Origin of the sequence: Paenibacillus oceani (assembly GCF_014705615.1) — a bacterium.
Classification (GTDB): Bacteria; Bacillota; Bacilli; order Paenibacillales; family NBRC-103111; genus Paenibacillus_AB; species Paenibacillus_AB oceani.
The window spans coordinates 269,279-294,011 of record NZ_JACXJA010000005.1; the positions used below are offsets into that span (position 1 = coordinate 269,279).

The following is a 24,733-nucleotide window of genomic DNA, read 5'->3' on the forward strand; positions in this document are numbered from 1 at the left end:
TTATGCCGTTTAACCGTACGAATTCATCACTTTACCCAGCGCTTGCGCAATATCGTGCATATCCTGTTCCGTGCCGAGCAGCACGTTTTGGTGCAGCCACAATCCTTCGCGTTCGTCGAATCGTTCGCTGACCGGGCAGCTCGTCTCCCGCTTCTCTCCCGTCCATTTCTCGATCTCGGCGACAACGGCCCGATTGCGGTTCAGCGAGACGTAACCCGGCAGCAGCGGGATGCCTTCCGCATTCACCTTCCGGATGAAATCCGCTTTCCCGATCGTGTCCGCCGCCTCGCTCGTCAGACCGAACATGTACAAATGATGGGCATGCTGCGTCGTTCTGCTGTCCAGCTTCAACGTGCGGAATCCTCCGATCTCGGAGATCAGCCCGGTTAACAGCTTGGCATTGCGGTCTCTGCGCTGCAGTTGCTCGTCGTACCGCGTAAGCTGGGCAAGCAAAATCGCCGCCTGAAATTCCGTCATCCGCAAATTCCAGCCGATCCGCTCGTGCTGATACCAGGCGCCTTGCCGGATACGGCCTACGTTGGCGAGCGACCAGGCGATGTCCGCCAGCTCCTCGTCATTGGTCAAAATGATGCCGCCCTCGCCGGCCGTTACATTTTTGCCCGATTGAAAGCTGAACGAGCCGAAGTCGCCAAGCGCGCCGACCGGCCGGCCGTCCCAGGCTGCGCCCACTCCCTGGGCTGCATCCTCGATGACCCGCAAGCCGTGCTTTGCCGCGATTTCGTTCAAGCCCGTCATATTAACCGGCGCGCCGGCGATATGAACCGCGATGATCGCTTTGGTTCTCGGTGTAATCGCCGCTTCCACTTTATCTAGGTCGAGCAGCAGCGTATCCGGTTCAACGTCGACGAATACGGGAATCGCGCCGAAGAGAAGCGCGGCCGAAGCGGTCGCGATAAACGTATACGGCGGCATGATCACTTCATCGCCGGGCTTCACGCCCGCAGCCTGCAGCGCAACCGTCAGGCCGATCGTTCCGTTCGTGACGGAAACGGCGTGCTTCGCCCCGTGCATGGCTGCAAATTTTTCTTCAAAAACCGGCAGCTTGTTGCGGTTCGTACCGCCCCATTTTCCGGAACGGACTACATCAAGGATGTACAGCTCCTCTTCTTCCCCAAATACCGGCCAAACCGAAAACGGCGTTGTACGCACCGGGCTTCCCCCGTTAATCGCTAATCGTTCCATGTCGGGTACCTTCTTTCTAAGATGGATGATGATTCACGGAGCCGTTCGTCGATTCAGATCGACTCGGTTAACGTGTCCTCGGTCAGCTTGCGGTCCGCCACATGGAGCCGAATCGTTTTGATCTCGAAAGCTCCAAGGGAGACGCGTCGGCTCAACCCGAGGACCGGAATAAACAAATCCGTTTCCCGCGGCTGACCGGTCGGTTCGAATAAACGTATGATAAAATCTTCCGACTGCTCCGCACGCTTGAAAGCCGTCAATTGCACAACGCCGTCGCTAATCTCGGCGGCCGGCAGAGGCCGCTCTCCTTTACCGGACGGAAAATAAGTTAACGTATACGGCTTTTCGTTATGAACCAGCGCATCCCGATCGACCGCGTTTTTTCTCTCTTCCGCCCGTCCGGCTTGGAACCAGAACGAAAAGCGGCGTTCGCCCTGATCGATCCGGGGGGAGAACCGGTCGTTCGGCATCGTATGCTTCTTCTTGCCGCCCGGCAGCGCCGCGTAACCCGGCGAGCGAAGCAGCGTCAGACGAATCTCGCCGTCCGACATGTCGGAGCCGTATATGCCGTCATTAATGCAGGTAAACGCATAATTCGCCGATTCGGAGACGGCCGCCGTCCACTTCTGCGCCACTACCTCGCGTCCGTTATTCGGCAGCTCGTCCACACCGTAAGCCACCTGTCCGACATAGGTGGCATCGCTCCATACGGTAGGAATCGCCAGCTTCAGCAGCTTCCTCTGCTCGTGCCAGTATACGACCACATCAACCTGGAATTCCGCTCCGTGCTTCGGCAGCTTGTAGGTCGTCACTAGCGTCGAGTCCCCGTACTGGAACAACGCTTCGATCACCGTCCGGACCGCTCCGTCTTCGATGACCCGCACGGATGCGATCGGATATCCTTTGACCCCGGATACTTTCGTCCCCTTGGACTTCGACATCAGCTTGAATTCGCCGATCCGGTTCGGGAAGCTTTGCACCGCGCTGCCCCAGGCGTCGTCGTTGTCCGCAATGACGATCGGCCTGAACGCACCCGGCTGCAGGCAGGATACCCCGTCAACGGACAATTCGTCCATCAGTCCGGTAGCCGTATTAATGACAGCCCGCAGCCGCTCCGATTCAAACACGATCGTTCCGTCCCGCTCCTTTAACGACGGCGCCGGTTTCTCGGCAAGCAGCTCTACGGTACAGTCGAACCGGTTCATCGTGCCCGGCTCCAGCTCGGCGTAAAATACCGCTCGTTTCCGCCAGTCGATATACAAGTTGCTTAGTTCCTTCTCGACCTGACACGGGATTTCCCGTCCGTTTGCCGTCAGCACCGGATAGGCGAACTGGTTTTTCGTCGACTTCTGAAGCTGGAATTCGCATTCGAATACACCCTTCACCTTGAACGGGTGCGGGTTGTAGATAAAGATCGGCACTTCGCCTTCCTTGGCTTTCTTCTGGCCGGACGTCAAGGCGAAAAACGACCGGGCCCGCAGCCTGGCCAAAATTTCCCGGCCATGATCCATCAGCCGCAGTCCGTACTCTTCCACCGGCTGAATCGACGAGCCCGGTAAAATATCGTGAAACTGAGCGAGCATCAAATCTTCCAACGCTTCGGTGATAGGCTCGTGCGGATACGCAGCGAGACCGGCCAGCGCCGTATGTGCCGCCATCTTTTCCGTCAGATACAGCTCGTTCTCAAGCTGCCGGTGCTTCTGCTTAATCCGGATTTGCGACGTATAACAGCCGACCGCCCACGGGTTCAGGTCGTTCTCGTACTTGGGCAGCTCCGTGCCCGTCTCTCTCAGCCGTTTGAAATACGCTTCCGGGGTGGAGTGCACGATCCGGTACGATTTCGTACGGTTCTTCAGCTCTTGCAGTTGCTCGAGATCGATCCGCGACGGCCCGCCGCCGTGGTTGCCGATGCCCCAGAGCACCATCCCCGTTTCCCGGCCGATATGATCGCTCATCCAATCCATCACTTTGATATGCGCTTTTCCTTTGCCTGACAAATACGCCTTGTACGCGCGGTGCACGACAATCTCGGACCCGTCGTGCCCGACCCATACGACCTCGTCCCCGGGCAGCTTGCAGTCGTTATCTCCTGGACGGCATACGATGTAAGAGTCGTAACCGGACTTGGCCATAATCTGGACGAGTCCCCGCGTATGTCCGAACGGATCGAAATTAATCGCCGTCGTCGGCCGCACGCCGAACTTCTCCATAAAGTAACGGCGGCCCGTCACGATTTGCCGGACAAACGACTCCCCGCTCGGCATGTTGCAATCCGGCTGCAAGTACCACCCGCCCATAATATGCCATTTCCCGCAACGCACCAGCATGCGGATGCGCTCGAACAGCTCCGGGTCATATTCTTCGATCCACCGGTACAAAATTACCTCATTGTGGTTAAATACGAATCCGTCGTACTTCTCGCAAAAGTCTGCGGCGATCCGGAACGTGGACAGCGCCTCGCCGGCGCCTTCCTCGATTTCCCACAGCCAGGCCGGATCGAGATGGGCATTGCAGATAAGATGAAGCTCGTTCATGTGCGATCTTCCTTTCTAAACAGAAACCCCCGATGTCGCATCGAGGGTTCGCTGTTTAAGCTAATGATGGAACCGCCTGCGAATCCGGACAGATGTCCGCGAACGGATACGCTTCGCTTCGAACTGCAGGTTTCGTTTGCTCTAGCCTGGCGTTACTTTTGTTTCGCTTTATACCATTCCGTCGCTTCTTTCACCAGCTGTTCGCCGCCGCGTTTTTTCCAGTCGGCTACGAACTCGTCGAATTTCTCGACAGGCTCCTTGCCCGTTACCACCTTGGAGGCAAACTCGAGCCACAGTCCGTCGTACTTCAGCTCCGGACGTGCCTGCATGGCGGGCATTACCGGCATCTCGCTTCCGTCATTGACGAGACCTTCGGCCGCAGCGATTTTCATAGTTTCCAAAATTTTGTCGCCGCCCGGCTTGCTCTTAATAAACGTTTCATCGGTCAAATACTTCTTTTGACCGGTAAAGGCGAGCCATCCCTGGTGCATAAATTCCGCTTGCGTTTCTTCCGGCGTAGTCGGAGCCTTATATTTGATTTGTCCGTTGTCGACCGTGTAGGTTTCGCCTTCCAGCCCGTACAGCAGGAAGTTGTCTTTATCCTTGTTGTCCGGATTATAGTACCAGTCCAAAAACTTGATGACGTCGGCCGCATTTTTCGTATCTTTGGGAATGACCCACACATAGTCGGATACCGTCGAGCCGATCTCGTCCGAACCGCCCGGCTTGCCGCTCGGTCCCACCGGGGAAGGAATCGCCGATACTTTAGCCGTAGGCACGGCCGTCTTGACATCGTTCTCCCACTTGTCCGGATACGAAGCGGAGTGCGCCCACATGCCCGCAACACCGGTGCCCTTGATTTTCGCATCCCAGTCTTTGCCCTGCATGACAAAAAATTCGTTGTCGATCAGCTTTTCCTCATACAGCTGCTTGTACAGTTTCAAAGCGTCTTTCATCTCGGGACGGATGAAGTTGGGTACGAGCTGGCCGTCGACCTGTTTCCACAAAGCCGGCGCTACGTCATAAGCTCCGAAAAACGCTTGCCCGAAGGAAAACTTGGCGCGGGACGTGAACGGAATTTCGTCTTTTTTGCCGTTGCCGTTCGGGTCCTGATCCCGGAAGGCGCGAAGCACTTCGATATACTCATCGATCGTTTTCGGCGTTTTCAGCCCCAGTTTGTCCAGCCAGTCTTGGCGGATATAGGTGACCGTACCGTTACGGATCGGGTTTTCCTGCGGAATCCCGTAAATTTTGCCGTCTTTGCTCACTCGCGTCGAATCCCAGGATTCTTTCGGCACGTACTTTTTCAAGTTCGGACCGTACTGGTCGATCAGGTCGTTCAGCGGCATCAGATTGCCGGAATCCACCGCCGGCGCTACTTCAGGCGTATTGATTCCTTTCGTTTGAAGCAAATTCGGCATTTCGCCGCTGGCAAACATAAGAGTCAGACTTTGCGAATAGTTTTCGTGCGGGATCAGCTCGAGATCCAGATCCACTTTGGCCAGTTCTTCAAGCTTTTTCACATATTTGTCTGAATTAATGTCCCGCGAACCGGTCACATACGGCAAATTGCCCGTTCCTAATGCAACGCTGATTTTGGCTGGCTGCCCTGTCTCCGACGGACCTGCAGCATTTTCGTTTTCTTTATCGGTCGAGCATGCGGCCAGCGCCGCCCCCGCCAAAGTTACCGACAGCAGAACCGAAAATGTTTTTTTCATCTTCACAAGAACCCTCTCCTTTTTCCTCTTGATGTATAGTTTATCCTTTAACAGATCCTAGCATTGCACCTTTCACAAAGTGCTTCTGGATCCATGGATAAATAAGCAGGATCGGAATCGTGGCGAAAATAATGGACGCCATCTTGATCCCTTCGGCCGATTGCATCGAGGCCATCGTACTTTGCAGGAGCGAATCGACATCGCTTTCGACAATCATCTGCCTCAGCTTGACTTGAAGCGGATGAAGCGACGGCTTGCGGATATATTGCAACGCTTGCATATAACTGTTCCAATAACCAACGGCGTAAAACAGACCAATCGTAAGCAGAGATGGCAGCGACAGCGGAATGACGATCTGGAACAACGTCCGGTATTCGCCTGCACCGTCGATGCGCGCCGATTCGATCAGCCCCTCCGGAATGTTGCGGAAAAACGATACCATAATGATCATATTAAAGGCGCTGATAGCTCCCGGAATAATAAGCGCCCATAACGAGTTCAGCATGCCGAGCGATTTGACCAATATATAGGTCGGAATCATGGGAGCCTGGAAGATGATGGTGAATACGACCAGCAGCAGGATGATGGAGCTGCCCTTCACATTCCGGGACAACCCGTAAGCCATCAGGCAGGTCAGGAACAGACTGATCGCCGTTCCGAACACGGTGACGAGCACCGTGATGGCGAACGCCCTCCAGATCGCGGGATCGGTGAACACAACTTGATAGTTCGACCAGGTGAAGTCGACGGGGAACACAGTCACTTCCCCGGCCATCAAAGCGCTGTTGCCGCTTAAAGAGCCTGCCAGAATATGAAGCAGCGGAATCAGCATCGTCAAACTCAGCAAGGTCAGAAACATGTAGTTCACAACGGTAAACAGCTTCTGCGGCCATGTTGTCCGAATCATACGTAAGCCGTCTCCTCTCTAGTAAATAGAACTTCCTGTCGTTCTCTTGCTGATCATATTGGCGCCTACGAGCAGGATGAAACCGATAACGGATTTGAACAGGCCGATCGCGGTCGTGTAGCTGAACTGGCCGCCCAGTAGGCCGATCCGATAAATGTAAGTGTCAAACACTTCGCCCGTCTCTGTAACGAGCGGATTGAGCATGCTGTAGATCTGCTCGAAGCCCAGGTCGAGTATGCTGCCGATTCGAAGCAGAAGCATGACCATAATCGTCGGCAGTAGACAAGGGAGCGTAATGTTCCACATTTGGCGCAGCTTTCCGGCGCCGTCCACTTCGGCCGCTTCGTACAGGTCGGGATTAACGCCGGCCATCGCGGCCAAGTAAATAATCGTCCCCCAGCCGACCTCTTTCCAAATTCCTGACGTTACTACAATCGTGCGGAAATAGGAAGGCTCCTGCATGAAGAAAACCGGGTCGCCGCCGAACATCTTCACAATCCCGTTAACCAGCCCTGTGCTAGGCGACAGAAGGCTGATGACCAGACCGCCTACGATTACCCAGGATAAAAAGTGGGGCAGGTAGAGCACGGTTTGAATGGTCCGTTTAAACACCGCCTTGCGCACTTCGTTCAGCAGCAAAGCGAGAATTATCGGAGCCGGGAAGCCGAATGCCAACTGGTAGATGCTGATCAGCAGCGTGTTTTTGAAGATCCGGTAAAACTCCGGGTACGTAAACAAATTCAGAAAATGTTTGGCTCCTACAAATTTGCTCCCGGCAATTCCGTCGAACACATTGTAATCCTGGAAGGCGATAATACTTCCGCCTAGCGGAATATACTTGAATACGATAAAAAAGAGCAAGCCCGGGATGATCATCGAGTATATGGGCCAATGTTTAATTAAATAGCTTGTCTTCTTCGGCCGGTTCCCTATAAGCGGCGGATTCGCACCCGCTTTCATTTCGGTCGCCATCTGCTTCCCCCTCCTTGTTGTCGACTTTAATGATACCGGACATCTGAACGCGCTTACATGTGATTTTTTATGAATTGTTGTGGTTCTTTTACACGACCTTCACAATCGGACCCATGAATTCCCTATACAGGACAGGATTGGGCGGCAGACGTTGGTTCAGACAAAAAAAGAAGGCTTCCTACTAAGAGGAAACCTTCTTGAATGGATAATTCCGGTTAACCGCGAAGCTGTCGGACGAATTCCCGCACCTGGACCAGTCCGTCGGACCGGGAAGATTCGGACAGCAGCAGCGGCGTCGCTTCTTCGATCTTGCGCACGATCGCGCTGCCGACGACTACGCCGTCGCACGACTTGGAGAAATGGACGAACTGTTCGCTGCTTGAGATGCCGAATCCGATCGCGATCGGCAAGTCGGTCGAACGGCGAACCGTCGCGAGAAACTCGTCGATACCGGAGAAAAAGTCGCTCCTGACGCCGGTAACGCCAAGCGAGGACACGCAATAGATAAAGCCGGATGCGCTCGAGACGATTTTGACGATCCGATCTTCCGAGGTCGGCGCCACGAGCGGAATCAGATGAATGTTGAAGCGGTCGGACAACGCCTTGACCGGTCCGTTCTCTTCGAACGGCAAGTCCGGGATGATGACGCCGCTAATATCGTGCTCAGCCAGCAATTCGAAAAACCGCTCCAGCCCGACCTGCAGCACCGGATTATAATAAGTGAACAAAATAAACGGCAGGCTGACGTTATGCTCGCGCGCCTCCTTGGCGATGCGGATACAGTCCAGTATCGTAATGTTGTGCTTCAGCGCCCGCTCGGAGGCGCGCTGGATGACCGGGCCGTCGGCCAGCGGATCGGAGTACGGCACTCCGAGCTCGACGATGTCGGCGCCGGCCGTCTCCAGCTCCCGCAGCAGCGACACCGATACGTCCGGGTTCGGATCGCCCATCGTAATGTAAGGGATCAGCGCGGTTCTGCCGCTTGCTTTCAGCTCGGCAAATTTGGCGTCAATGCGATTCATCCGCGCCACCTCCCAAATATCCCATAATCGATTCGACGTCTTTGTCGCCGCGGCCGGACAAATTAACGACGATAATCTGGTCTTTGCTCATCGTAGGAGCGACCTTGAGCGTATGCGCTACGGCGTGCGAGCTTTCGAGCGCGGCAATGATGCCCTCGGTACGGCTAAGCAGTTGAAGTGCGTCCAGCGCCTCTTTATCGGTAACCGGCACGTATTCCGCCCGACCGGAATCTTTCAGATACGAATGCTCCGGACCGATGCCCGGATAATCGAGCCCCGCCGAGATCGAATGAGCCGGCAGCACTTGACCGAACGGGTCCTGCAGCACGTAGCTGAGCGAGCCTTGGAACACGCCCGGACTGCCCTTCGTCATCGTGGCGGCATGCTCTTCCGTCTCTACGCCGCGACCTGCAGCTTCTACGCCGATCAGGCGGACCGATTCGTCGCCGACGAACGGATAGAAGATCCCCATCGCATTGCTGCCCCCGCCGACGCAGGCGATAACCGCATCAGGCAGACGCCCTTCCTTCTCAAGCATTTGAGCGCGCGCCTCGTCCCCGATAATCCGCTGAAAATCGCGGACCATCATCGGATATGGATGAGGTCCGGTGACCGAGCCCAAAATATAAAAGGTGTCGTGCACGTTGCTGACCCAATAGCGCAGCGTCTCGTTGCAGGCGTCCTTCAGCGTCCGGGTACCGGACGTAACGGGAACGACCTCCGCTCCGAGCAGGTTCATCCGGAATACGTTCAACTGCTGCCGCTTCGTATCCTCTTCGCCCATAAAAACTTTGCATTCGAGTCCGAGCAAGGCGGCGATCGTCGCGCTGGCGACCCCGTGCTGCCCGGCGCCGGTCTCGGCGATTACTTTCTTCTTGCCCATCCGTTTGGCGAGCACAGCCTGTCCGATCGTGTTATTGATTTTGTGGGCGCCGGTATGGTTCAGGTCTTCCCGCTTCAAGTAAATTTTCGCTCCGCCCAAATGCTCCGTCAGACGTTCGGCGTAATACAGCCGCGATGGCCTGCCCGCATATTCGTTCAGCAGAGTTTGCACTTCCTTAATAAAATCCGGGTCTTGCGAATAGTAGCGATACGCTTCCTCGAGCTCGATCAGCGCGTTCATCAGCGTTTCCGGAACGTAACGGCCCCCGAAGGTTCCGAACCGCCCGTGCTCGTCAGGCACTTGCATGCGACTCATGACGTTTCACCCTTTCGACAAATGTAGTTATTTTCGCAATATCTTTCGTGCCGTCCGTCTCTACGCCGCTCGATACGTCTACGCCGTCCAGCGGATAGGACCCGATCAAGCCGGCCACATTGTCCGGATGCAGGCCGCCCGCTACAAGCAGCGGAATGCGGTTCCTGACAGCCCAGGCATGGTAAGCCGGAATCCGGTTCCATTCGAACGTCTTGCCGGTTCCGCCCCCCGCGGTGTCGAGCAGCAGACCGTCGATCTGTCCCGCATACGGGTCCAGAACGTCCCCCAGCTCGCCCGCCTGGTCCGGGCCGGTGTCCATCGCGGAGAATACCCGGTATACGAGAACGCCGAACGTCATCTTCACCCACCTGCAGAAGTCCGGGCTTTCCGATCCGTGCAGCTGGACGGCGTCCAGCGGTGCCTCACGCATCACTTCGGCCAGAAGCTCCCGGGACGGATCGACGAACACCCCAACCGTTAGCGGAACAGGCTGTCCCGCGGCGCGGCGCTCGTGAATTACCCGGATCATCTCCCCGGCTTCACCGGGAGTGACCTGACGTTTACTTTTTGCAAATAAGAAACCGATATGGTCGATCGGCAGATGAAGGATGGCTTCAACCGTCGCCTTGTCCTTCAGGCCGCATATTTTCACCGTAGTCATCATCCTATCGACCGCCTTGAACAGGCAAGCGCCCCATCAATTCGGTTACCGCGTCTTCGATAACGGGCTTGCGCATAAACGTTTCCCCTACCAATACGGCGTGTGCGCCGATCGAGCTTAAGTAGGCGATCTCTTCCGGGGAAGCGATGCCGCTTTCGCTGACGGCCGTCTTATCGCCCGGTATGTGCCGGATCAGCTCCTCCGTCGTATGGAGGTCGGTCACGAACGTCCGCAGATTGCGGTTATTAATCCCGATTAACGTCGCATCCAGCTCGAGCACCCGTTCCAGTTCCTCGCGGTCATGCACCTCGACCAGTGTGTCGAGTCCCAGCTCGCGGGCTGTCGCCAAAAATTGTCTCATCTCGGATGTGGTCAAGATTGCCGCTATAAGCAAAATCGCATCAGCGCCGATCAGCCGCGCTTCATAGATTTGCCGGACGTCGATCGTAAAGTCTTTGCGCAGAATCGGCACGCCGACCGCTTGCCGCACCGCGCTCAAATACTCGTTCGAGCCTTGAAAATAGTCGACGTCGGTCAATACCGATATACAGTCCGTTCCCGCCGCTTCATACGATCTGGCAATGCTCACCGGATCGAAATCGGGCCGGATCAGCCCTTTCGACGGGGACGCCTTCTTCACCTCGGCGATCAGCCCCATGCTCCGCTTCCGTCCGCCCGAGAGGGCCCGCTCGAAGCCGAGACAGGCAGGCATTGCCGCTATTTGGTTCTCCGCTTCGGCTAAAGAAAACGTTTCTTGCAGCCGCTGGACTTCGATTTTTTTGGTTGCTACGATTTTATCAAGAAACATGGCTCAGTTCTCCCGTTACTTGTGCTAGCTGCTCCAGCTTCTCCGCCGCCTTCCCGGAGTCGATGACCGCACCCGCTAATTTTACACCTTCCTGCAGCGTTGAGCAACGTCCGGTCACGTAGAAGCAAGCTCCCGCATTGGCGAGAATGATATCCCTGCAGGCGCCGCCTGCACCGCGGAACACGGAGCGGATAATGTCCGCATTGGCCGCCGCGTCGCCTCCAACGATGTCGCTCATCTGATACGCCTTCAACCCGAGATCGTCCGGGCTGATATCGAACGTCCGGATCGAGCCGTCTTTCAGCTCCGTCACCTTGGTCGCGGCCGATATGCTGATCTCGTCCAGCCCGTCATAGCTCGCTACGACGAGCCCCCGCTTGATCCCAAGCGAGCCGAGCACCTCGGCGATAAGCTCCGTCCGGTTGCGGTCGAAGATGCCGAGCAGCTGCCGGTCGGCCCCGGCCGGGTTGGTCAGCGGTCCGAGCAGGTTGAATACAGTCCGGATTCCGATCTCCTTACGAGGCGCAGCCGCGTGCTTCATCGAAGGATGGTGCGCCTGGGCGAACATGAAGCAGATGCCGATGCGCTCCAGACAGGATGCGGCCTCTTCCGCGGACAGCCCGATGTTGACACCCAGCGCCTCCAGCACGTCCGCGCTGCCGCTTTTGCTCGACATCGCCCGGTTGCCGTGCTTCGCTACGCGAATGCCTCCGGCTGCCGCTACGATGGCCGATGCGGTAGAGATGTTGAACGTATCGGCTCCGTCTCCGCCCGTTCCGCACGTATCCAGCAAATTGATCCGTTCGGCTTTTACCAGATTGGCCTTGCCGCGCATCGTCTCGGCGAAGCCGCCGATTTCGTCCGCGGTCTCTCCCTTCATGCGCAGCGCCGTTACCAGACTGCTGATCTGCGAAGGCGTCGCGTCGCCCTCCATGACGAAGTTCATCGCCAGTTTGGCTTCTTCCCGCGTCAGATGCGCGCCGCTCACCACTTTGGCAATCGTCTGCTGGATCGTTTTGATTTGGTCCATGTCCGTTTCCCCCCTCGAAATAATCGCAGATCAGTAATAGTCCTGATTCGTCAGTACGGCGGCCGCCGGTTTCTTTTCTCCGAATATCGCTTCCGCCAGCCGGATCGCCTTGAGCATCCCCATCGCTTTGTTCACTGTTTCCTTGTACTCCATCTCCGGTACGGAGTCCCAGACGATGCCGGCTCCCGCTTGGATGTACGCCTTGCCATGCTTGAAGATAAGCGTCCGGATCGTGATGCACGTATTCAGATTGCCCGAGAAACCGAGATAGCCGATGGCCCCTGCATAGGCGCCGCGCGCCTCCCGCTCGATCTCCGCGATAATCTCCATCGCACGCAACTTCGGAGCGCCCGATACCGTTCCCGCCGGCATGCAGGATATAAAGGCGTCGAAGAAATCTTTATCTTCACGCAGCTTGCCGGACACGTTGGACACGATATGCATAACGTGAGAATACCGCTCGATCTCCATGTACATGTCGCACTTGACGGAGCCGAATTCAGCGACCCGGCCGATATCGTTGCGCCCCAGGTCGACCAGCATGAGATGCTCCGCCCGTTCCTTCTCGTCGGCCAGCAGCTCCGCTTCAAGCGCCGCGTCTTCCTCCGGCGTTTTGCCTCTTGGCCGCGTTCCCGCGATCGGTCTCGTCTCCACCCGCTGTCCGTCGACCTTCACGAGCGCTTCCGGGGACGTTCCAACGATGACTTCGTCGTCCATTTTCAAATAATACATATACGGCGAAGGGTTCGTCGCACGCAGCACGCGATACACATACAGCGGGGAAATCTCCGTCTCGATATGGAATCGCTGCGAGAGGACGACCTGGAATATATCGCCCGCCCGGATGTATTCCTTGGCCTTATCGACGTTCGCCATGTATTGTTCCTTGGTCAGATTGGAGTGCACCTCTCCCAAATCCACATCGGCCGGAATCGCATTTTGGATGGAGCGCTGGGCGATCGGCTGCTGCAGACGTTCGATCGTGGCGTCGATCTTGGAACAGGTAAGCCGGTACGCTTCGGCGATTTGCGCGTCCGTCGCGTGTTTCCCGATATGAACGTTGCCGATCACTTTCACCTGCTGCTTGAAATGGTCGAACACGATCACCTGATCGCAGAACATAAACTCGATGTCGCTCATATTCAAATCGTCATGCCGATGGGCCGGAAGCTTCTCGTAATGCTGGAGCAGATCGTATCCGAAAAATCCGATCGCGCCGCCTGTAAACGGAGGGAAATCCGGCAGCGCCGGACTCGAATACCCGCGCAGCAGCCCTTTCAACGTCTCGAGCGGCTTGTCGTCCACGACTTGGCGAACGCCGTTCAGTTCGATCTCCATCCGGCCGTGCTTGCCTTTCACCATCAGAAAAGGGTCGGTTCCGATAAACGAATATCTCGCCCACTTGACGCCGCCCTCCACGCTTTCCAGCAGGAACGCCCGCGGTTCCTCGTAAAAATGCTGAAACACCCGGATCGGCGTCTCCGTATCCGCCATCAAATTGCGTACGACCGGGATTAAGTTGTGGGTTTGGGCTAGCCGGATTACCTCATTGAGTTCTGGCGTGTACATATTCGTCATCTCTCCTTCGCCGCAGTTGGCCTGTAGCTATATGAATGCAAAAAAACCTCTACCGAAGTAGAGGTTTGAATATCAATCGGTTGGGGAACAAGCGTTCGTTTCGAAAAATACGCCAAACGAAAACAATTACGGCGACGTTTCACTCCGGGACTTCTTCTCCTGCCAATGAAACAATCGGCTTTTCGCTTGTCGGTCCGCAGGTTCCGCGGGTAACTTCGACCGCTCCCGGTCAAACATCACCCAACCTATGAACATTCTCGAAACAACTGAAGCTACCGGCGGCTCCCGCCTTCGCTTCACTCGGCTGTACTCCACTCATCTCGACTAATTCCTAAACTCTACTGTTCTCGACTTGCCTTGTTCATGCTTTCCACTTACTATACAACAGATCCAAGAAGACCGTCAACCGTTTTCGAAATATAAACAATTAGGACTTGGTCGTCTCGGACAAGTCCGGACGGAGCTTTTTGGCTTCGTTCAAATAAACGTGCTGGATTTCCCGCTGCGATTTGTCGGTATTCACCGATACCATCAGACGGATGCACTTCGGCAGACCGCCCGGTACGGAAATCTCCAGCGCGCACATCAGCGGCACGAGCTCCCAGCCCGGCATCTGACGAATCGCCTTGGCCGGAAAGGCCGCATCCAAATCTTGCGTAACCGTTACGAAGACGTGCGCGATATCGTCCGGCTGAATGTGGTTGTCGGCGACGATTTGACCGAGCAGCTCGATCGTCGCTTTCAGGATTTCCGCTTCCTCGTTGTGTTCCACCGTGATGGCCCCGCGTATTCCCCTAACGAACATGTCCGCTCAAGCCTCCCCTTTCAACCGCTCTACAATTTCTCTGACCCATACGGACGATACGTTCGAATTGATCTCGACCTCGCCGATTGCGGTCGGAATAATAAACACCATGGTGCCTTCCTTGAACTTCTTGTCGTGCATCAGTGCGCTCATGATCGCATCGGTGTCCAGATGGGACGGGATGCGGACAGGCAGCCCGAGCTTGCGCAAAATGCGCTCCGTCTCGACCGCGATCGATCCCGGATTGCCGAGCTTCTCGGACAGCATCGCCGCGCCGACCATGCCGATCGCGATCGCTTCCCCGTGCAGCAGCTCGTCGTACCCGGATACCGCTTCGAGTGCATGGCCGATCGTATGACCCAGGTTCAGGATGGCGCGGAGGCCTCCCTCCCGCTCGTCCTGCGACACGACCGTTGCTTTGACGCCGCAGCCGATGTACAAGGCATGCGCGAGCGCCTCCGAATCGAGGGCAAGCAGCTTGTCGGTATTGGCGTCGAACCATTCGACGAACTCCCGGTCCCATATAAATCCTTCCTTGACGAGCTCCGACAGCCCGGCGCGAATCTCCCGCTCCGGCAGCGTCTTCAGCGTTGCCGTATCGTACAGGACGAATTCCGGCTGATGGAAGGCGCCGATGACGTTTTTGGCCAGCCTGTGGTTAACCGCCACCTTGCCTCCGACACTGCTGTCGTGCGCGAGGATCGTCGTCGGAATTTGCACGAAGCGGATGCCCCGCATATAACTCGCCGCGACGAAGCCGGCCAGATCGCCGACGACGCCGCCGCCGATCGCGATCACCGCCGAGCTGCGGTCCAGTCCCGCTTCCAGCGCTACCGTAATCATATCTTCAAGCACAGCCAGCGACTTGGACTTCTCGCCGGGCGCTACTACAGCGGTTGCGACGCGGTATCCGCCGGCTTCGAGCGAGTCTTTGACCTGTGCCAAATAAAACTTCGCCACGTTCTCGTCCGTAACGACGAGGATCGGCGACTTGGTCCCGATTTTGTGGTTGGCGAGAGTAGCGGCAAGACCGCTAATAATACCTTCGCCGATGTAGATCGGGTACGACCGTTCTCCCAGATCAACCGTCAGCTGCTTCATATTAGTACTGCCTCACTTGCGCGAGGAAATTGTCGTAGTTGGCGCGGATCTCTTCCATCGAATCGCCGCCGAACTTCTCCATAAACGCTCTGGCGACTTCCCAGGCGACTACGCTTTCCATAATAACGCCTGCGGCCGGAACCGCGCACGTATCGGAACGTTCCACCTGAGCGGAGAACGGCTGCTTCGTATCGATATCCACGCTGCCCAAAGGCTTGTACAGCGTAGAGATCGGCTTCATGACGCCGCGGACGACGATCGGCTCGCCGGTCGTCATGCCGCCCTCGAAACCGCCTGCACGGTTGGAGCCGCGGCGGAATCCTGTCTCTTCATTATACAAAATCTCATCGTGCACCTTCGATCCGCGACGCTCGGACGCTTCGAACCCGATGCCGAACTCGACGCCCTTGAACGCTTGAATCGAAACGACGGCTTGCGCGATCCGTCCGTCCAGCTTGCGGTCCCATTGGACGTGGCTGCCCAGACCGACCGGAACGCCCTCGACGATAACTTCAACGATACCGCCAAGCGTATCGCCTTCGGCCTTCGCCTGGTCGATCGCGGCGATCATCCGCTCCTCCGCTTCCTTGTCGACGACGCGAACCGGAGACTCTTCGGTGATCCGGATCAACTCGTCGATCGGCAGCTCCTGGCGGTTGACTTCGATTTCTCCGATCCGAATCACTTGTCCGGCTACCTTAATGCCGAACTGCGCCAAAAACTGGCGGGCGATCGCGCCGACAGCGACGCGAACCGTCGTTTCCCGGGCGCTGGAGCGCTCCAAGATGTTGCGAAGATCTTTCTGGTTATATTTCAGGCCGCCGTTCAAGTCGGCATGTCCCGGACGCGGGCGGTTGACGCGGCGTTTGCCTTCGCTGCCCTCTTCGACGTCCTCGATGCTCATGACGGTCGTCCATGCTTTCCAATCGCGGTTCTCGACGACAAGCGCAACCGGCGCTCCGGTCGTTTTGCCGTGCCGGACGCCTCCTACGATCTGCGCCGTATCTTTCTCGATTTGCATCCGTTTGCCCCGGCCGTGACCTTTCTGGCGGCGTGCGAGCTGCTCGTTGATCGGCTCCCCGGTCAGCGGCATATTGCTTGGCAGCCCTTCCACGATCGCGGTCAGTTGCGGGCCGTGTGTTTCCCCAGCTGTCAAATATCTCATGAACGGTAATCCCCTTTCATCCTGATCCCATACATCCGAACGCTATAGCCGTGCTTTAGCGCTTTTATGTACCGAATTTCCTTTGCTAATTATAGTATAGCACCCCCGGTTTGACAAGGAAATGAGCGTGGTAAGATGACCCGGCCGGGAATGCGGACAGAAGCGACGGAAGCGACGGAAGAAAAACCGTCCGCTAAAAGTGCCCGACCGCTCTTAATCGTTTCCTTCCTGCCTATAAGCAGGGCAAGGCTTACCACTTCACTTAGTAAAATTAAATGGTTAACGACAAAAAGCACGCCCCGCGCGGGGCGCACTTGATCCGTACGATTCGAAAAGGAACTTCCGTCAGCCGTTGACGGGCTGCGGATAGATCCGGGACTTGTCTGCCGGCAGCGGATCGTTCATAATACCCAGAACTTGCACCGAGTCGATGCCGAGTATTTGCGCGCACTCCTGGATCGTTATGAAGCCGCGCCGATATGCCGTAATGACCTTCCGTTTATCCATTAGGGGCAAACCTCCTGATCGAAAGTACAGGTTTAGTATAGGAATATATGGAAGCGGTTATACATGGGCCGCTTTTTTCCGGTATATAAACGTATCGGCCGGCTCGAACTCGTACTGGCCCGGCGAGAAAATCTGCTCGGTGCTGCCGACGAACAAAAGTCCGCCCGGCTTGAGCGCCCGGCTGAACTTATGGTACAGCATATGTTTCGCTTCCTCGGTAAAATAAATCATCACATTGCGGCAGACGATCAGATCGAACTGCGTGTCGAACGGATCGTGCAGCAAATTTTGCTTCGAATACCGGATATGCTTCTTTAACGAATCCGAGACTGAGAACGTCATATCTTTCTGGGTAAAATATTTCTTCACATACGCCGGAGGCACATCGCGAAGCGACCGGTCCGGATAGACGCCCCGCTTCGCCTTCTCCAGCGCCCCTTCATCAATATCCGTCGCTACGAGCTGCGACGATTCGAGCAGGCCCAGCTCCGACATGATCATCGCCAGCGTAAACGGCTCCTCCCCCGTGGAGCAGGCGGCGCTCCAGCATTTCAGCCGGCGGGAACCGCGGGCAAGCTCGGGCAGAAATCGGCTCTCTACGATTTCCCAGCGGTTCGGATTGCGCCAAAATTCGGATACGTTGATCGTCATCCGGTCGAGAAATTCGTAATACAGCTCCTTATCTTTCGCCATCGCATCGAAAAAGGAGGTAAACGACGCAAACCCCTTCTTCGTATACAACGTGGTTAGCCGGCGTTTCATCTGTGCTTCCTTGTACTGGGACAAGTCGATCGCCGAGTAATCTTTCACTTTTTTAATAAACAACGCGAAGTCTTTGTCTTCCACCTGTGTCTCCCCACCTATCCCTATGTACGAAAAGCTTCTAAACGAAGCCGTTTCCGCGATGAAACGCAAAAATCCCGTATGCTACTATAGTTCCATAGCATACGGGATTTTCCTGCCAAATGACGTCGAAAAATATCAAATCCATGTTTGTATCGTCTTCGTATAATCGAGCAGCTCCTGCGGCTCGAAGAAGATGTTGATCTCGCGGACGGCGTTCTCCGGCGAGTCGGAGCCGTGAATGATGTTGCGGTTCGTATGTACGGCGAAATCTCCCCGGATCGTGCCGGTTCCCGCCTCAAGCGTATTCGTCTTGCCCATCATGATCCGGGACAGCGCGATCACTTGATCGCCCTGCCATACCATGGCGAACACGGGGCCGGACGTGATGAAGTTCATCAAATCGTCATAGTAAGGACGGCCGTGATGCTCCGCGTAATGCGCAGCCGCTTTTTCCTTGGACACCATCATCAGCTTGCTGGCGATGAGCGTAAACCCTCTGCGCTCGAAGCGGCCCACAATCTCGCCGATCAGCCCGCGCTGTACGCCGTCCGGTTTAATCATCAGAAACGTTCTTTCCATATCCATTCCCTCCACTCGGCTCCATTGTATCAACCATTGTCGGTTGATTTTCCGCAATCCATACGTTGATATGCCTTGCTCCCTAACCGGCAGCGGTTCCTCAATAAGAACGGTTGCCGATAAAATGGGCGATCTGAACCAGGTCGCGCTTGGCGCGAATATCCGGCAAGCCGGACAATGCCGCTATCGCCCTGTCAATATAATTCGAAGATAGCCTGTCGGCTTCCCCGATGTATGTACCGCTGCGGATGATGCGCAAAAAGGGCGTAACATCCGTCTGACCGTCGACAAGACGGATCCGTTCGATCTCGGCCAGCAGCTCGCTTCGGATCGCCGGGTCGCGCAGCGCGCATAATACCGGAAGCGTGATGTTGCCTTGCCGGATATCGCTTCCCGGGGGCTTGCCGAGCTCCTTCTCCGTACCTGTCAGGTCGAGGATGTCGTCGCGGATCTGAAAGGCCATCCCCGCATTGTAACCGAACGCATACATGCTGTCGCAAACGTCGTCCGAAGCTTCCGAAGCGACCGCGCCGAGCTGGCAACTGATCGCAATCAGGAGCGCCGTCTTGCGCTTGATGCGGAGCAAATAATTGCGCAGCGTCTGGTCAGTCCGGAAAAAGTAGCGGATCTGCTCCATCTCCCCGATGCTCAGCTCCACAAGCGCCTTCGACAAGATCCGGTGGATGCGGGGATCGGACAGCTGCGTTGCGACCGTAAGCGCCTTGGCGAAAATGTAATCGCCGGTGTACATCGCAACCCGGTTGTCCCACTTGGACTTTACCGTCAACTGGCCGCGCCTCGTATTCGCATCGTCGATCACATCGTCATGCACAAGCGAGGCCATATGGATCAGCTCCAGCGGCACCGCGATATGCTTCAGTCTCTGCAGATCATACTTGCCGAACTGGCCGGCAAGCAGGACGAAAACCGGACGAATCCGTTTCCCTCCCGCTTTCAGCAGATGCAGCGACGTTTCCTTAAGCATCGCATGTTCCGAATAAACGCTGCTTTCCAGCTCACGCTCGACGTAAGCGATATCTTTTTTCATTCTGGCGTAAATATCCAATAGTTTCATCAAGTCACCTAGTTACAGAATTATCAGTCCAGATACGGAGCGGCGCATCCTCGGATAGCAGCCCCTGTTCTGCGGCATACCGGAAATACAAGCTCAGCCCCCGCCGCTGATCCGGGCCGAAATCGTGGCTTAGATTGCGGAAATAGCCGCGCCAGTATTCGAGCGTCCCGCCGATCTCGGCCTGCGCCTTCCTCACAATCGGTTCGGGATCTTGGAGTCCTGCCACTTTGCTTCTCAGGAAGGATTCGTGCACGTCGGCCACCAGCTCCGGACAAGCTTCGATCGTCTGCTTGCGGACGGCCCATACGGCGAACGTCATCCATTCCCCGGTATACCGTTTCCACAGTCCGCCCAGATCGGACACTTCGTACGGATGATCGGACCAGCTCGCCCGGATCGCATCGTCGCCAATCAGAAGCGCCGCATCCGCATGTTTCATCATTGTATCCAAAGACGGAGCGGCATACACGTAATGGGGCGTGACTCCCACAAAGCGGTGCAGCACAATTTTAAGCAAATTAACGGTCGTAGCGGACGTTGTGGGCAGCATAACCGTGCAGCCGTCCAGCTCTTCGAGCGGCTTCTTATGAAACAGCAGCAGCGAATTAACGTTGCCGAGCGCGCTTACCGACAGCTCCGGGTACAACTCGTAGCGCTCATGCGATTCGGCATAGGCAAACGAAGAAATCGCCCCCATATCGACTTCTCCGGCCAGCATCGCCCGGTTCAGCCCGGTCGGCACCTGCTCGATCCATTCCAGTCTGGAGCCGAACCGCTCGTGCGGGAAATAATGATAAATGGGCCACACGTTCGTATAGTTGATCTTCCCGATGCGTATCCGTGATTCATGGTGCATAGTCAAGCATCTCCCCATCGTCGGAACATCTCGTTGTCGATTCCCATACTATCCATCACTTTGCCGACCATAAAATCGACCAGCTCGTCCATCGACAACGGCTTATGGTAAAAGGCCGGCATGGCCGGAACGATCCGAACTCCCATACGCGCCAGCTTCAGCATATTTTCCAGATGAATCGCATGAAGCGGCGTCTCCCTCGGGACGATGACAAGCCTCCGTCCCTCCTTCAGCATGACGTCAGCCGCCCGCTCCAGCAAATTGCCCGAGGCGCTTTGCGACAGGCCCGACACCGTTCCCATGCTGCACGGGACGATCGCCATGCCGGCGGTACGGAACGATCCGCTAGCGATCGAGGCGCCGATGTCGGCGATCGGATAATAACGCGGTTTGACCGCGAAACGGCCGAACTTCTCTTCTAGCGTCGCCTGCCGGTGAGATGTGTCCCAGCCGAGCTCCTCCCGCAGCACCCTCCAACCCGCCTCGGTAATGACGAGATGAACCTGCAGCCCGCGCTCCAGAAGCGCTTCGCACAGCCTGACTCCGTAGACGGCGCCGCTCGCCCCGGTAATGCCGACCACCCATCCTTCGCGGCTTGCGCTTTCTACCATAAGTAGCGCACCACCACGTCAAGGAATGTGAAACAAAACACAACCACGCTCAAAACTCCGTTCATCGTAAAGAACGCCGTATTCAACTTGGACAAGTCGTTAGGCGATACGATGAAATGTTCATAAAACATAATAACGTAAGAGATGATCAGTCCGGCGAAATACCACCAGCTTAAATCCGTTATCAGAAAAAGGCTCATCAGTCCGGCAGCGGTGATCAGATGAAACGCTCTTGCGATCATTAACGCTCGTCCGATCCCGAACCGGCTCGGGATGGAGTGCAGTCCTTCGTTGCGGTCGTAATCGGCATCCTGGCAAGCATAAATCACATCGAAGCCGGCCGTCCAGAATGCGACGCTGATATACAGCACCATTGCGGACAAATCGATCGTTCCGGTTACCGCAACCCAACCGCCTAGCGGCGCAAGGGCGATCGTAAGACCGAGGATGATGTGGCAAAGCCAGGTAAACCGTTTCGTGTACGAATAAATAACGGTCATGAAGACGGCGAGCGGCAGCAGCTTCATCGCCAGAGTGCTCAAGTTGGCCGTCGCCCAAAACAGCAGGACGAACGAAATGATAATAAAGAGCAATACTTCTCCGACCGACAGCAGCCCGGCCGGAATCGCCCGGTTCGACGTGCGCGGATTTTTCAGGTCGATCGCCTTGTCGATCAGCCGGTTCAGCCCCATGGCGGCGCTGCGTGCACCGACCATCGCGACGATAATCCAACCGATCTGAGCCCACGACGGCAAATGGCCGTATTCCACAACCGAGCCGAGTACGGCGCCCATAAAAGCAAACGGGAGGGCGAATATCGTATGCTCGAACTTGATCATTTCCAGAAAGACTTTCGTCTTATTCCACATCGGACGTTCCCTCCCGCTTGACGCCGATATGCAAAGCCGCGACTCCGAGGAAAAACGGTTTGACGCGAATGTCGTCCAGCCCGATCTTCCGGAATATGCCGGCAAGCTGGTTGTAATCCGGAAAATGCACGAGCGATTCCGGCAGCCATTTGTACTGCTCGTACTTTTTGGCTATCAGCTTGCCGATCAGCGGCATCACTTTCTGGAAGTAAAAATAATAAATCGACTTAAACGGCTGCCAGGTCGGCTTGGACAGCTCGAGCGAGACGACCAGTCCGCCCGGTTTCACGACACGGCGCATCTCCCGCAGCACTTGTTCCAAATCCGGCACGTTCCGCAGCGCGAAGCCGATCGTGGCATAATCGAACGTATTGTCATCGAAGGGCAGCTCCATCGCATTGCCGTGGACGAGCTCAATCTGATCGTCCCGCTTGAGGCTTGCGATTTTGCGTTCGCCGAAATCGAGCATATTCTTGCTGAAGTCCAGCCCCACGATCCGGCCCGACCCGCTGGCCTCCGCCAGGTCTACCGTCCAGTCGCACGTTCCGCAGCATACGTCGAGCGCGGTCTGCCCGGGTCTGACGTCCATCTGCTTCATCGTATACTTGCGCCAAGCCTTGTGCCGCCTGAAACTAATCAGATCGTTCATCAGATCGTACTTGGGAGCGATGCTTTCAAATACGGAATGGACGAACTGCTCTTTGCTAGTCTTCATCTCCACCTCACACTTCCTCCAATACCCTCGGTGCTGTCAATGCTCTGGCAAACGGCTCCCCGATCTGATACAGCTCGCCGACCAGCTTCTCCGAATCAAATTGCCGGATCTTGTCCGACAGCAGCTTGAACTGCGTCTCCAGCATCTGGAACAGCGTTGCCTTGACGTTGTATTTATGCAGAAGCGAGCGCAGCTTCCCAGGATCGGTATCGCCGTTCTGCAGCTGTTTCCGCTCTTCCTTCGTCCCGATCTGAAGCAAATGCCAAAACGCCCATCCGCAGCGGAAATCCCGTTCCCGCTCGATGCGGCCCAGTTCGTTAAGCAACACTTCACATTGGGTGTAACCGTGGAGCATATCGTGCCAGCTGTTAGGCTTCAAACCTTCAAGCGCCTTGGAAAACGTCAAATACAGCTGCATGCGGATGTCGACGGAAAAACGCATATACTCGTCCGTCGTCATCTTCCACTGGCGCATCCGGCTGTACAAATTCATCTTCAGCCGGTTCACCTCGCAGATCGCAGCCGCGATCCCCCTTGTCATCTCCACCTGGCCGGCCTGCGACAGCAGATGATAAAACCGGCTGCTGAAGTAATCGCCGGCAAGCACCTTCATCTGTCTGGAACGAGCTTCTTTTTTCTCTTTGCGTTCGTTCGTTTCGCTGACCAGATCGTGCGTATCGAGTCCGAGCTGAGCCAGCGATACGACGATCGAGTACAGCTCGCTTTGATCCGCGTAAGACGATTGTTTACGGAGAAACGTATACAAAAGCTGGGTGCGAAAATTGGGAAATTCGGGCAGCTCCGTATGATCCCGGATCATATCGTAATCGGTGTAAGGTTTCGTCGCATCCGCAATCGAGTAAATGTTCATACAAGCCTCCGTACCGCCGACAAGCGTCAATGTGCGTTCATCCTAGAAATCTAAACCATTATATCATAACCGGGCGCACCACGCACATTCTATATGATGCAAATTACGGCAAGGTCCGCAGCCGCAGCCGGCCTCCGCTAATGCTGAAGCCGGTCCATCCATCTGTGGGTGTACGTCAGGTTAAAGCTCGAGACGATATATTGCTCTTTCGTCCCTTTCAGACGGCCGCCGGCGGCAGCTCCGTCCGCATCCGACCGTTTGGCGTCCATAGCCATCAGCAGTTGGGGGACGCCCTTTGCTTGGGACGGGTGCTCCATAAGGCGGACGAGCATCCGCTTTACATTTTTCGTTCCGGCAAATCCCGCTTGCGACAAAACGTACAAATCGTCATATACGGTCTCGGATTTCATTCCATCCGGACCGGATCTCAGATCAACCGACAAGATCGAGTCGCTCCATTCGACATGGGCGATATCCAGTTGAAGCGGCAGCTTGACGAGCAGGTCGACCAGATTGCGGTCGCTCAGCATAACGGCCGACTCCGGGCGAAATACGGGCGTGTCCCCCGCCCCTCCTGCAAGCGATCCGTCAAGCTTCGGCACGATGGACAACAAAGCGGCGATACCAATCGATACGAACGCGACGACGAGAATCCGGTAAACCGACTTCAAGGCACATCCCTCCTGCAGGGGCTCTACCCTGTACATTCGGTGCATTTACACCCCTATCTCATTGTACAAATGAAAAAGGCAGGCTATGCCTGCCTTTTGAAGCCTTATTCGAGGTCGCGCTACTCGTCCGTTTCGACCGTACCGTATCGGGTCATGACGACCGCTTTTCCGCGGATTTTGACGGCGGACGTATGCTCCGTGAACTGGGCGATCATCACTTCGCCTTTATCCAGCTTCTCCGTATGATGGAACCGTGTATCGTGTCCCCGTGTAAGCCCGATCACATGAACCCCGTTTTCTTTCGCCTTGATGACGAAGTAGTCGCCTTGAATCGTCCCGTTTTCTTTGTCCTGGGCCATTCGGAATGTTCCTCCCCTGATCCGCATCGATTGCGGAAGCGTCCGTTTGCTCCTATGATGCGGCAAAACGAC

At 56.0% G+C, this 24,733-nt stretch carries 25 protein-coding genes; all 25 read right to left on the reverse strand.

The features are described from left to right. Positions 1-9 precede the first annotated feature (9 nt). The 25 genes from IDH45_RS04690 to mtrB all read right to left on the reverse strand — a co-directional run bounded on the left by IDH45_RS04690 (position 10) and on the right by mtrB (position 24,661). Complete coding sequence (locus IDH45_RS04690; RefSeq protein ID WP_190925164.1) at positions 10-1,203, reverse strand: DegT/DnrJ/EryC1/StrS family aminotransferase; 1,194 nt, start codon at positions 1,201-1,203, stop codon at positions 10-12. A gap of 53 nt (positions 1,204-1,256) precedes the next feature. Further along, positions 1,257-3,737 carry a glycoside hydrolase family 38 N-terminal domain-containing protein gene (locus tag IDH45_RS04695; RefSeq protein WP_190925166.1) on the reverse strand — a complete coding sequence of 827 codons (2,481 nt, stop codon included), beginning with the start codon at positions 3,735-3,737 and terminating at the stop codon, positions 1,257-1,259. 152 nt (positions 3,738-3,889) lie between these two features. Further along, positions 3,890-5,455 carry an extracellular solute-binding protein gene (locus IDH45_RS04700; RefSeq protein ID WP_223836401.1) on the reverse strand — a complete coding sequence of 522 codons (1,566 nt, stop codon included), beginning with the start codon at positions 5,453-5,455 and terminating at the stop codon, positions 3,890-3,892. 40 nt (positions 5,456-5,495) lie between these two features. Continuing rightward, positions 5,496-6,362, reverse strand: a complete 867-nt coding sequence (locus tag IDH45_RS04705) for a carbohydrate ABC transporter permease (protein ID WP_190925170.1) — start codon at positions 6,360-6,362, stop codon at positions 5,496-5,498. A gap of 18 nt (positions 6,363-6,380) precedes the next feature. After that, positions 6,381-7,334 carry an ABC transporter permease gene (locus IDH45_RS04710; protein WP_190925172.1) on the reverse strand — a complete coding sequence of 318 codons (954 nt, stop codon included), beginning with the start codon at positions 7,332-7,334 and terminating at the stop codon, positions 6,381-6,383. A 215-nt stretch (positions 7,335-7,549) separates the two neighbouring features. After that, entirely contained in the window at positions 7,550-8,356 is an 807-nt protein-coding gene (gene trpA, locus IDH45_RS04715) for a tryptophan synthase subunit alpha (RefSeq protein WP_190925174.1), read from the reverse strand. Then, positions 8,343-9,554, reverse strand: a complete 1,212-nt coding sequence (gene trpB, locus IDH45_RS04720; protein ID WP_190925176.1) for a tryptophan synthase subunit beta — start codon at positions 9,552-9,554, stop codon at positions 8,343-8,345. The genes trpA and trpB overlap by 14 nt, the downstream gene beginning before the upstream one ends. Then, a complete protein-coding gene (locus IDH45_RS04725) occupies positions 9,532-10,215 on the reverse strand; it encodes a phosphoribosylanthranilate isomerase (protein WP_190925423.1) in 684 nt (227 codons plus the stop codon). The genes trpB and IDH45_RS04725 overlap by 23 nt, the downstream gene beginning before the upstream one ends. Before the next feature lie 4 nt (positions 10,216-10,219). Continuing rightward, on the reverse strand, positions 10,220-11,023 hold the full coding sequence (gene trpC / locus IDH45_RS04730) for an indole-3-glycerol phosphate synthase TrpC (RefSeq protein ID WP_190925178.1): 804 nt from the start codon (positions 11,021-11,023) through the stop codon (positions 10,220-10,222). Beyond that, the gene (gene trpD / locus IDH45_RS04735; RefSeq protein ID WP_190925180.1) at positions 11,013-12,053 is read right to left on the reverse strand and encodes an anthranilate phosphoribosyltransferase; all 1,041 of its coding nucleotides are present in this window, start codon (positions 12,051-12,053) and stop codon (positions 11,013-11,015) included. Before trpD ends, trpC begins: the two co-directional genes overlap by 11 nt. Positions 12,054-12,083: 30 nt before the next feature. Then, positions 12,084-13,622: an anthranilate synthase component I gene (gene trpE / locus IDH45_RS04740; protein WP_190925182.1), complete on the reverse strand. Its 1,539-nt coding sequence runs from the start codon at positions 13,620-13,622 to the stop codon at positions 12,084-12,086. Positions 13,623-14,058: 436 nt separating this feature from the next. Beyond that, on the reverse strand, positions 14,059-14,436 hold the full coding sequence (aroH, locus tag IDH45_RS04745; protein ID WP_190925184.1) for a chorismate mutase: 378 nt from the start codon (positions 14,434-14,436) through the stop codon (positions 14,059-14,061). A 6-nt stretch (positions 14,437-14,442) separates the two neighbouring features. Continuing rightward, positions 14,443-15,537 (reverse strand): 3-dehydroquinate synthase, encoded by a 1,095-nt coding sequence (aroB, locus tag IDH45_RS04750; RefSeq protein ID WP_190925186.1) that lies wholly within the window; start codon positions 15,535-15,537, stop codon positions 14,443-14,445. Position 15,538: 1 nt separating this feature from the next. Next, on the reverse strand, positions 15,539-16,702 hold the full coding sequence (gene aroC / locus IDH45_RS04755; RefSeq protein WP_190925188.1) for a chorismate synthase: 1,164 nt from the start codon (positions 16,700-16,702) through the stop codon (positions 15,539-15,541). Between the two features lie 345 nt (positions 16,703-17,047). After that, positions 17,048-17,209, reverse strand: a complete 162-nt coding sequence (locus tag IDH45_RS04760; RefSeq protein ID WP_190925189.1) for a hypothetical protein — start codon at positions 17,207-17,209, stop codon at positions 17,048-17,050. Between the two features lie 57 nt (positions 17,210-17,266). Next, positions 17,267-18,055, reverse strand: coding sequence for a CheR family methyltransferase (locus IDH45_RS04765; protein ID WP_190925191.1), 789 nt, complete (start codon positions 18,053-18,055; stop codon positions 17,267-17,269). Between the two features lie 135 nt (positions 18,056-18,190). Beyond that, positions 18,191-18,634: a nucleoside-diphosphate kinase gene (ndk, locus tag IDH45_RS04770; protein ID WP_190925193.1), complete on the reverse strand. Its 444-nt coding sequence runs from the start codon at positions 18,632-18,634 to the stop codon at positions 18,191-18,193. 100 nt (positions 18,635-18,734) lie between these two features. Continuing rightward, positions 18,735-19,709 (reverse strand): polyprenyl synthetase family protein, encoded by a 975-nt coding sequence (locus IDH45_RS04775; RefSeq protein WP_190925195.1) that lies wholly within the window; start codon positions 19,707-19,709, stop codon positions 18,735-18,737. A gap of 4 nt (positions 19,710-19,713) precedes the next feature. Further along, on the reverse strand, positions 19,714-20,565 hold the full coding sequence (locus IDH45_RS04780) for a menaquinone biosynthetic enzyme MqnA/MqnD family protein (RefSeq protein WP_190925197.1): 852 nt from the start codon (positions 20,563-20,565) through the stop codon (positions 19,714-19,716). 2 nt (positions 20,566-20,567) lie between these two features. Continuing rightward, a complete protein-coding gene (locus tag IDH45_RS04785; protein ID WP_190925198.1) occupies positions 20,568-21,176 on the reverse strand; it encodes a UbiX family flavin prenyltransferase in 609 nt (202 codons plus the stop codon). Next, positions 21,170-22,045, reverse strand: a complete 876-nt coding sequence (locus IDH45_RS04790; RefSeq protein WP_190925200.1) for a UbiA-like polyprenyltransferase — start codon at positions 22,043-22,045, stop codon at positions 21,170-21,172. The genes IDH45_RS04785 and IDH45_RS04790 overlap by 7 nt, the downstream gene beginning before the upstream one ends. After that, on the reverse strand, positions 22,035-22,760 hold the full coding sequence (locus tag IDH45_RS04795) for a demethylmenaquinone methyltransferase (protein ID WP_190925425.1): 726 nt from the start codon (positions 22,758-22,760) through the stop codon (positions 22,035-22,037). Before IDH45_RS04795 ends, IDH45_RS04790 begins: the two co-directional genes overlap by 11 nt. A gap of 7 nt (positions 22,761-22,767) precedes the next feature. Beyond that, positions 22,768-23,631 carry a heptaprenyl diphosphate synthase component 1 gene (locus tag IDH45_RS04800; RefSeq protein WP_190925202.1) on the reverse strand — a complete coding sequence of 288 codons (864 nt, stop codon included), beginning with the start codon at positions 23,629-23,631 and terminating at the stop codon, positions 22,768-22,770. 137 nt (positions 23,632-23,768) lie between these two features. Continuing rightward, positions 23,769-24,302, reverse strand: coding sequence for a hypothetical protein (locus IDH45_RS04805; RefSeq protein ID WP_190925203.1), 534 nt, complete (start codon positions 24,300-24,302; stop codon positions 23,769-23,771). Between the two features lie 119 nt (positions 24,303-24,421). Next, on the reverse strand, positions 24,422-24,661 hold the full coding sequence (gene mtrB, locus IDH45_RS04810) for a trp RNA-binding attenuation protein MtrB (RefSeq protein WP_190925205.1): 240 nt from the start codon (positions 24,659-24,661) through the stop codon (positions 24,422-24,424). Positions 24,662-24,733: the final 72 nt, after the last annotated feature.

Coding starts and splice junctions, on each gene's coding strand:
- trpD (WP_190925180.1), bottom strand. CDS start 12,053: ATGGACCAAATCAAAACGATCCAGCAGACGATTGCCAAAGTGGTGAGC.
- IDH45_RS04795 (WP_190925425.1), bottom strand. CDS start 22,760: ATGAAGACTAGCAAAGAGCAGTTCGTCCATTCCGTATTTGAAAGCATC.
- IDH45_RS04705 (WP_190925170.1), bottom strand. CDS start 6,362: ATGATTCGGACAACATGGCCGCAGAAGCTGTTTACCGTTGTGAACTAC.
- IDH45_RS04710 (WP_190925172.1), bottom strand. CDS start 7,334: ATGGCGACCGAAATGAAAGCGGGTGCGAATCCGCCGCTTATAGGGAAC.
- IDH45_RS04700 (WP_223836401.1), bottom strand. CDS start 5,455: ATGAAAAAAACATTTTCGGTTCTGCTGTCGGTAACTTTGGCGGGGGCG.
- trpE (WP_190925182.1), bottom strand. CDS start 13,622: ATGTACACGCCAGAACTCAATGAGGTAATCCGGCTAGCCCAAACCCAC.
- mtrB (WP_190925205.1), bottom strand. CDS start 24,661: ATGGCCCAGGACAAAGAAAACGGGACGATTCAAGGCGACTACTTCGTC.
- IDH45_RS04780 (WP_190925197.1), bottom strand. CDS start 20,565: ATGCACCATGAATCACGGATACGCATCGGGAAGATCAACTATACGAAC.
- IDH45_RS04725 (WP_190925423.1), bottom strand. CDS start 10,215: ATGACTACGGTGAAAATATGCGGCCTGAAGGACAAGGCGACGGTTGAA.
- aroH (WP_190925184.1), bottom strand. CDS start 14,436: ATGTTCGTTAGGGGAATACGCGGGGCCATCACGGTGGAACACAACGAG.
- IDH45_RS04785 (WP_190925198.1), bottom strand. CDS start 21,176: ATGGTAGAAAGCGCAAGCCGCGAAGGATGGGTGGTCGGCATTACCGGG.
- trpB (WP_190925176.1), bottom strand. CDS start 9,554: ATGAGTCGCATGCAAGTGCCTGACGAGCACGGGCGGTTCGGAACCTTC.
- trpA (WP_190925174.1), bottom strand. CDS start 8,356: ATGAATCGCATTGACGCCAAATTTGCCGAGCTGAAAGCAAGCGGCAGA.
- trpC (WP_190925178.1), bottom strand. CDS start 11,023: ATGTTTCTTGATAAAATCGTAGCAACCAAAAAAATCGAAGTCCAGCGG.
- aroB (WP_190925186.1), bottom strand. CDS start 15,537: ATGAAGCAGCTGACGGTTGATCTGGGAGAACGGTCGTACCCGATCTAC.
- IDH45_RS04695 (WP_190925166.1), bottom strand. CDS start 3,737: ATGAACGAGCTTCATCTTATCTGCAATGCCCATCTCGATCCGGCCTGG.
- IDH45_RS04790 (WP_190925200.1), bottom strand. CDS start 22,045: ATGTGGAATAAGACGAAAGTCTTTCTGGAAATGATCAAGTTCGAGCAT.
- IDH45_RS04690 (WP_190925164.1), bottom strand. CDS start 1,203: ATGGAACGATTAGCGATTAACGGGGGAAGCCCGGTGCGTACAACGCCG.
- IDH45_RS04800 (WP_190925202.1), bottom strand. CDS start 23,631: ATGAACATTTACTCGATTGCGGATGCGACGAAACCTTACACCGATTAC.
- aroC (WP_190925188.1), bottom strand. CDS start 16,702: ATGAGATATTTGACAGCTGGGGAAACACACGGCCCGCAACTGACCGCG.
- IDH45_RS04760 (WP_190925189.1), bottom strand. CDS start 17,209: ATGGATAAACGGAAGGTCATTACGGCATATCGGCGCGGCTTCATAACG.
- IDH45_RS04775 (WP_190925195.1), bottom strand. CDS start 19,709: ATGAAACTATTGGATATTTACGCCAGAATGAAAAAAGATATCGCTTAC.
- ndk (WP_190925193.1), bottom strand. CDS start 18,634: ATGGAAAGAACGTTTCTGATGATTAAACCGGACGGCGTACAGCGCGGG.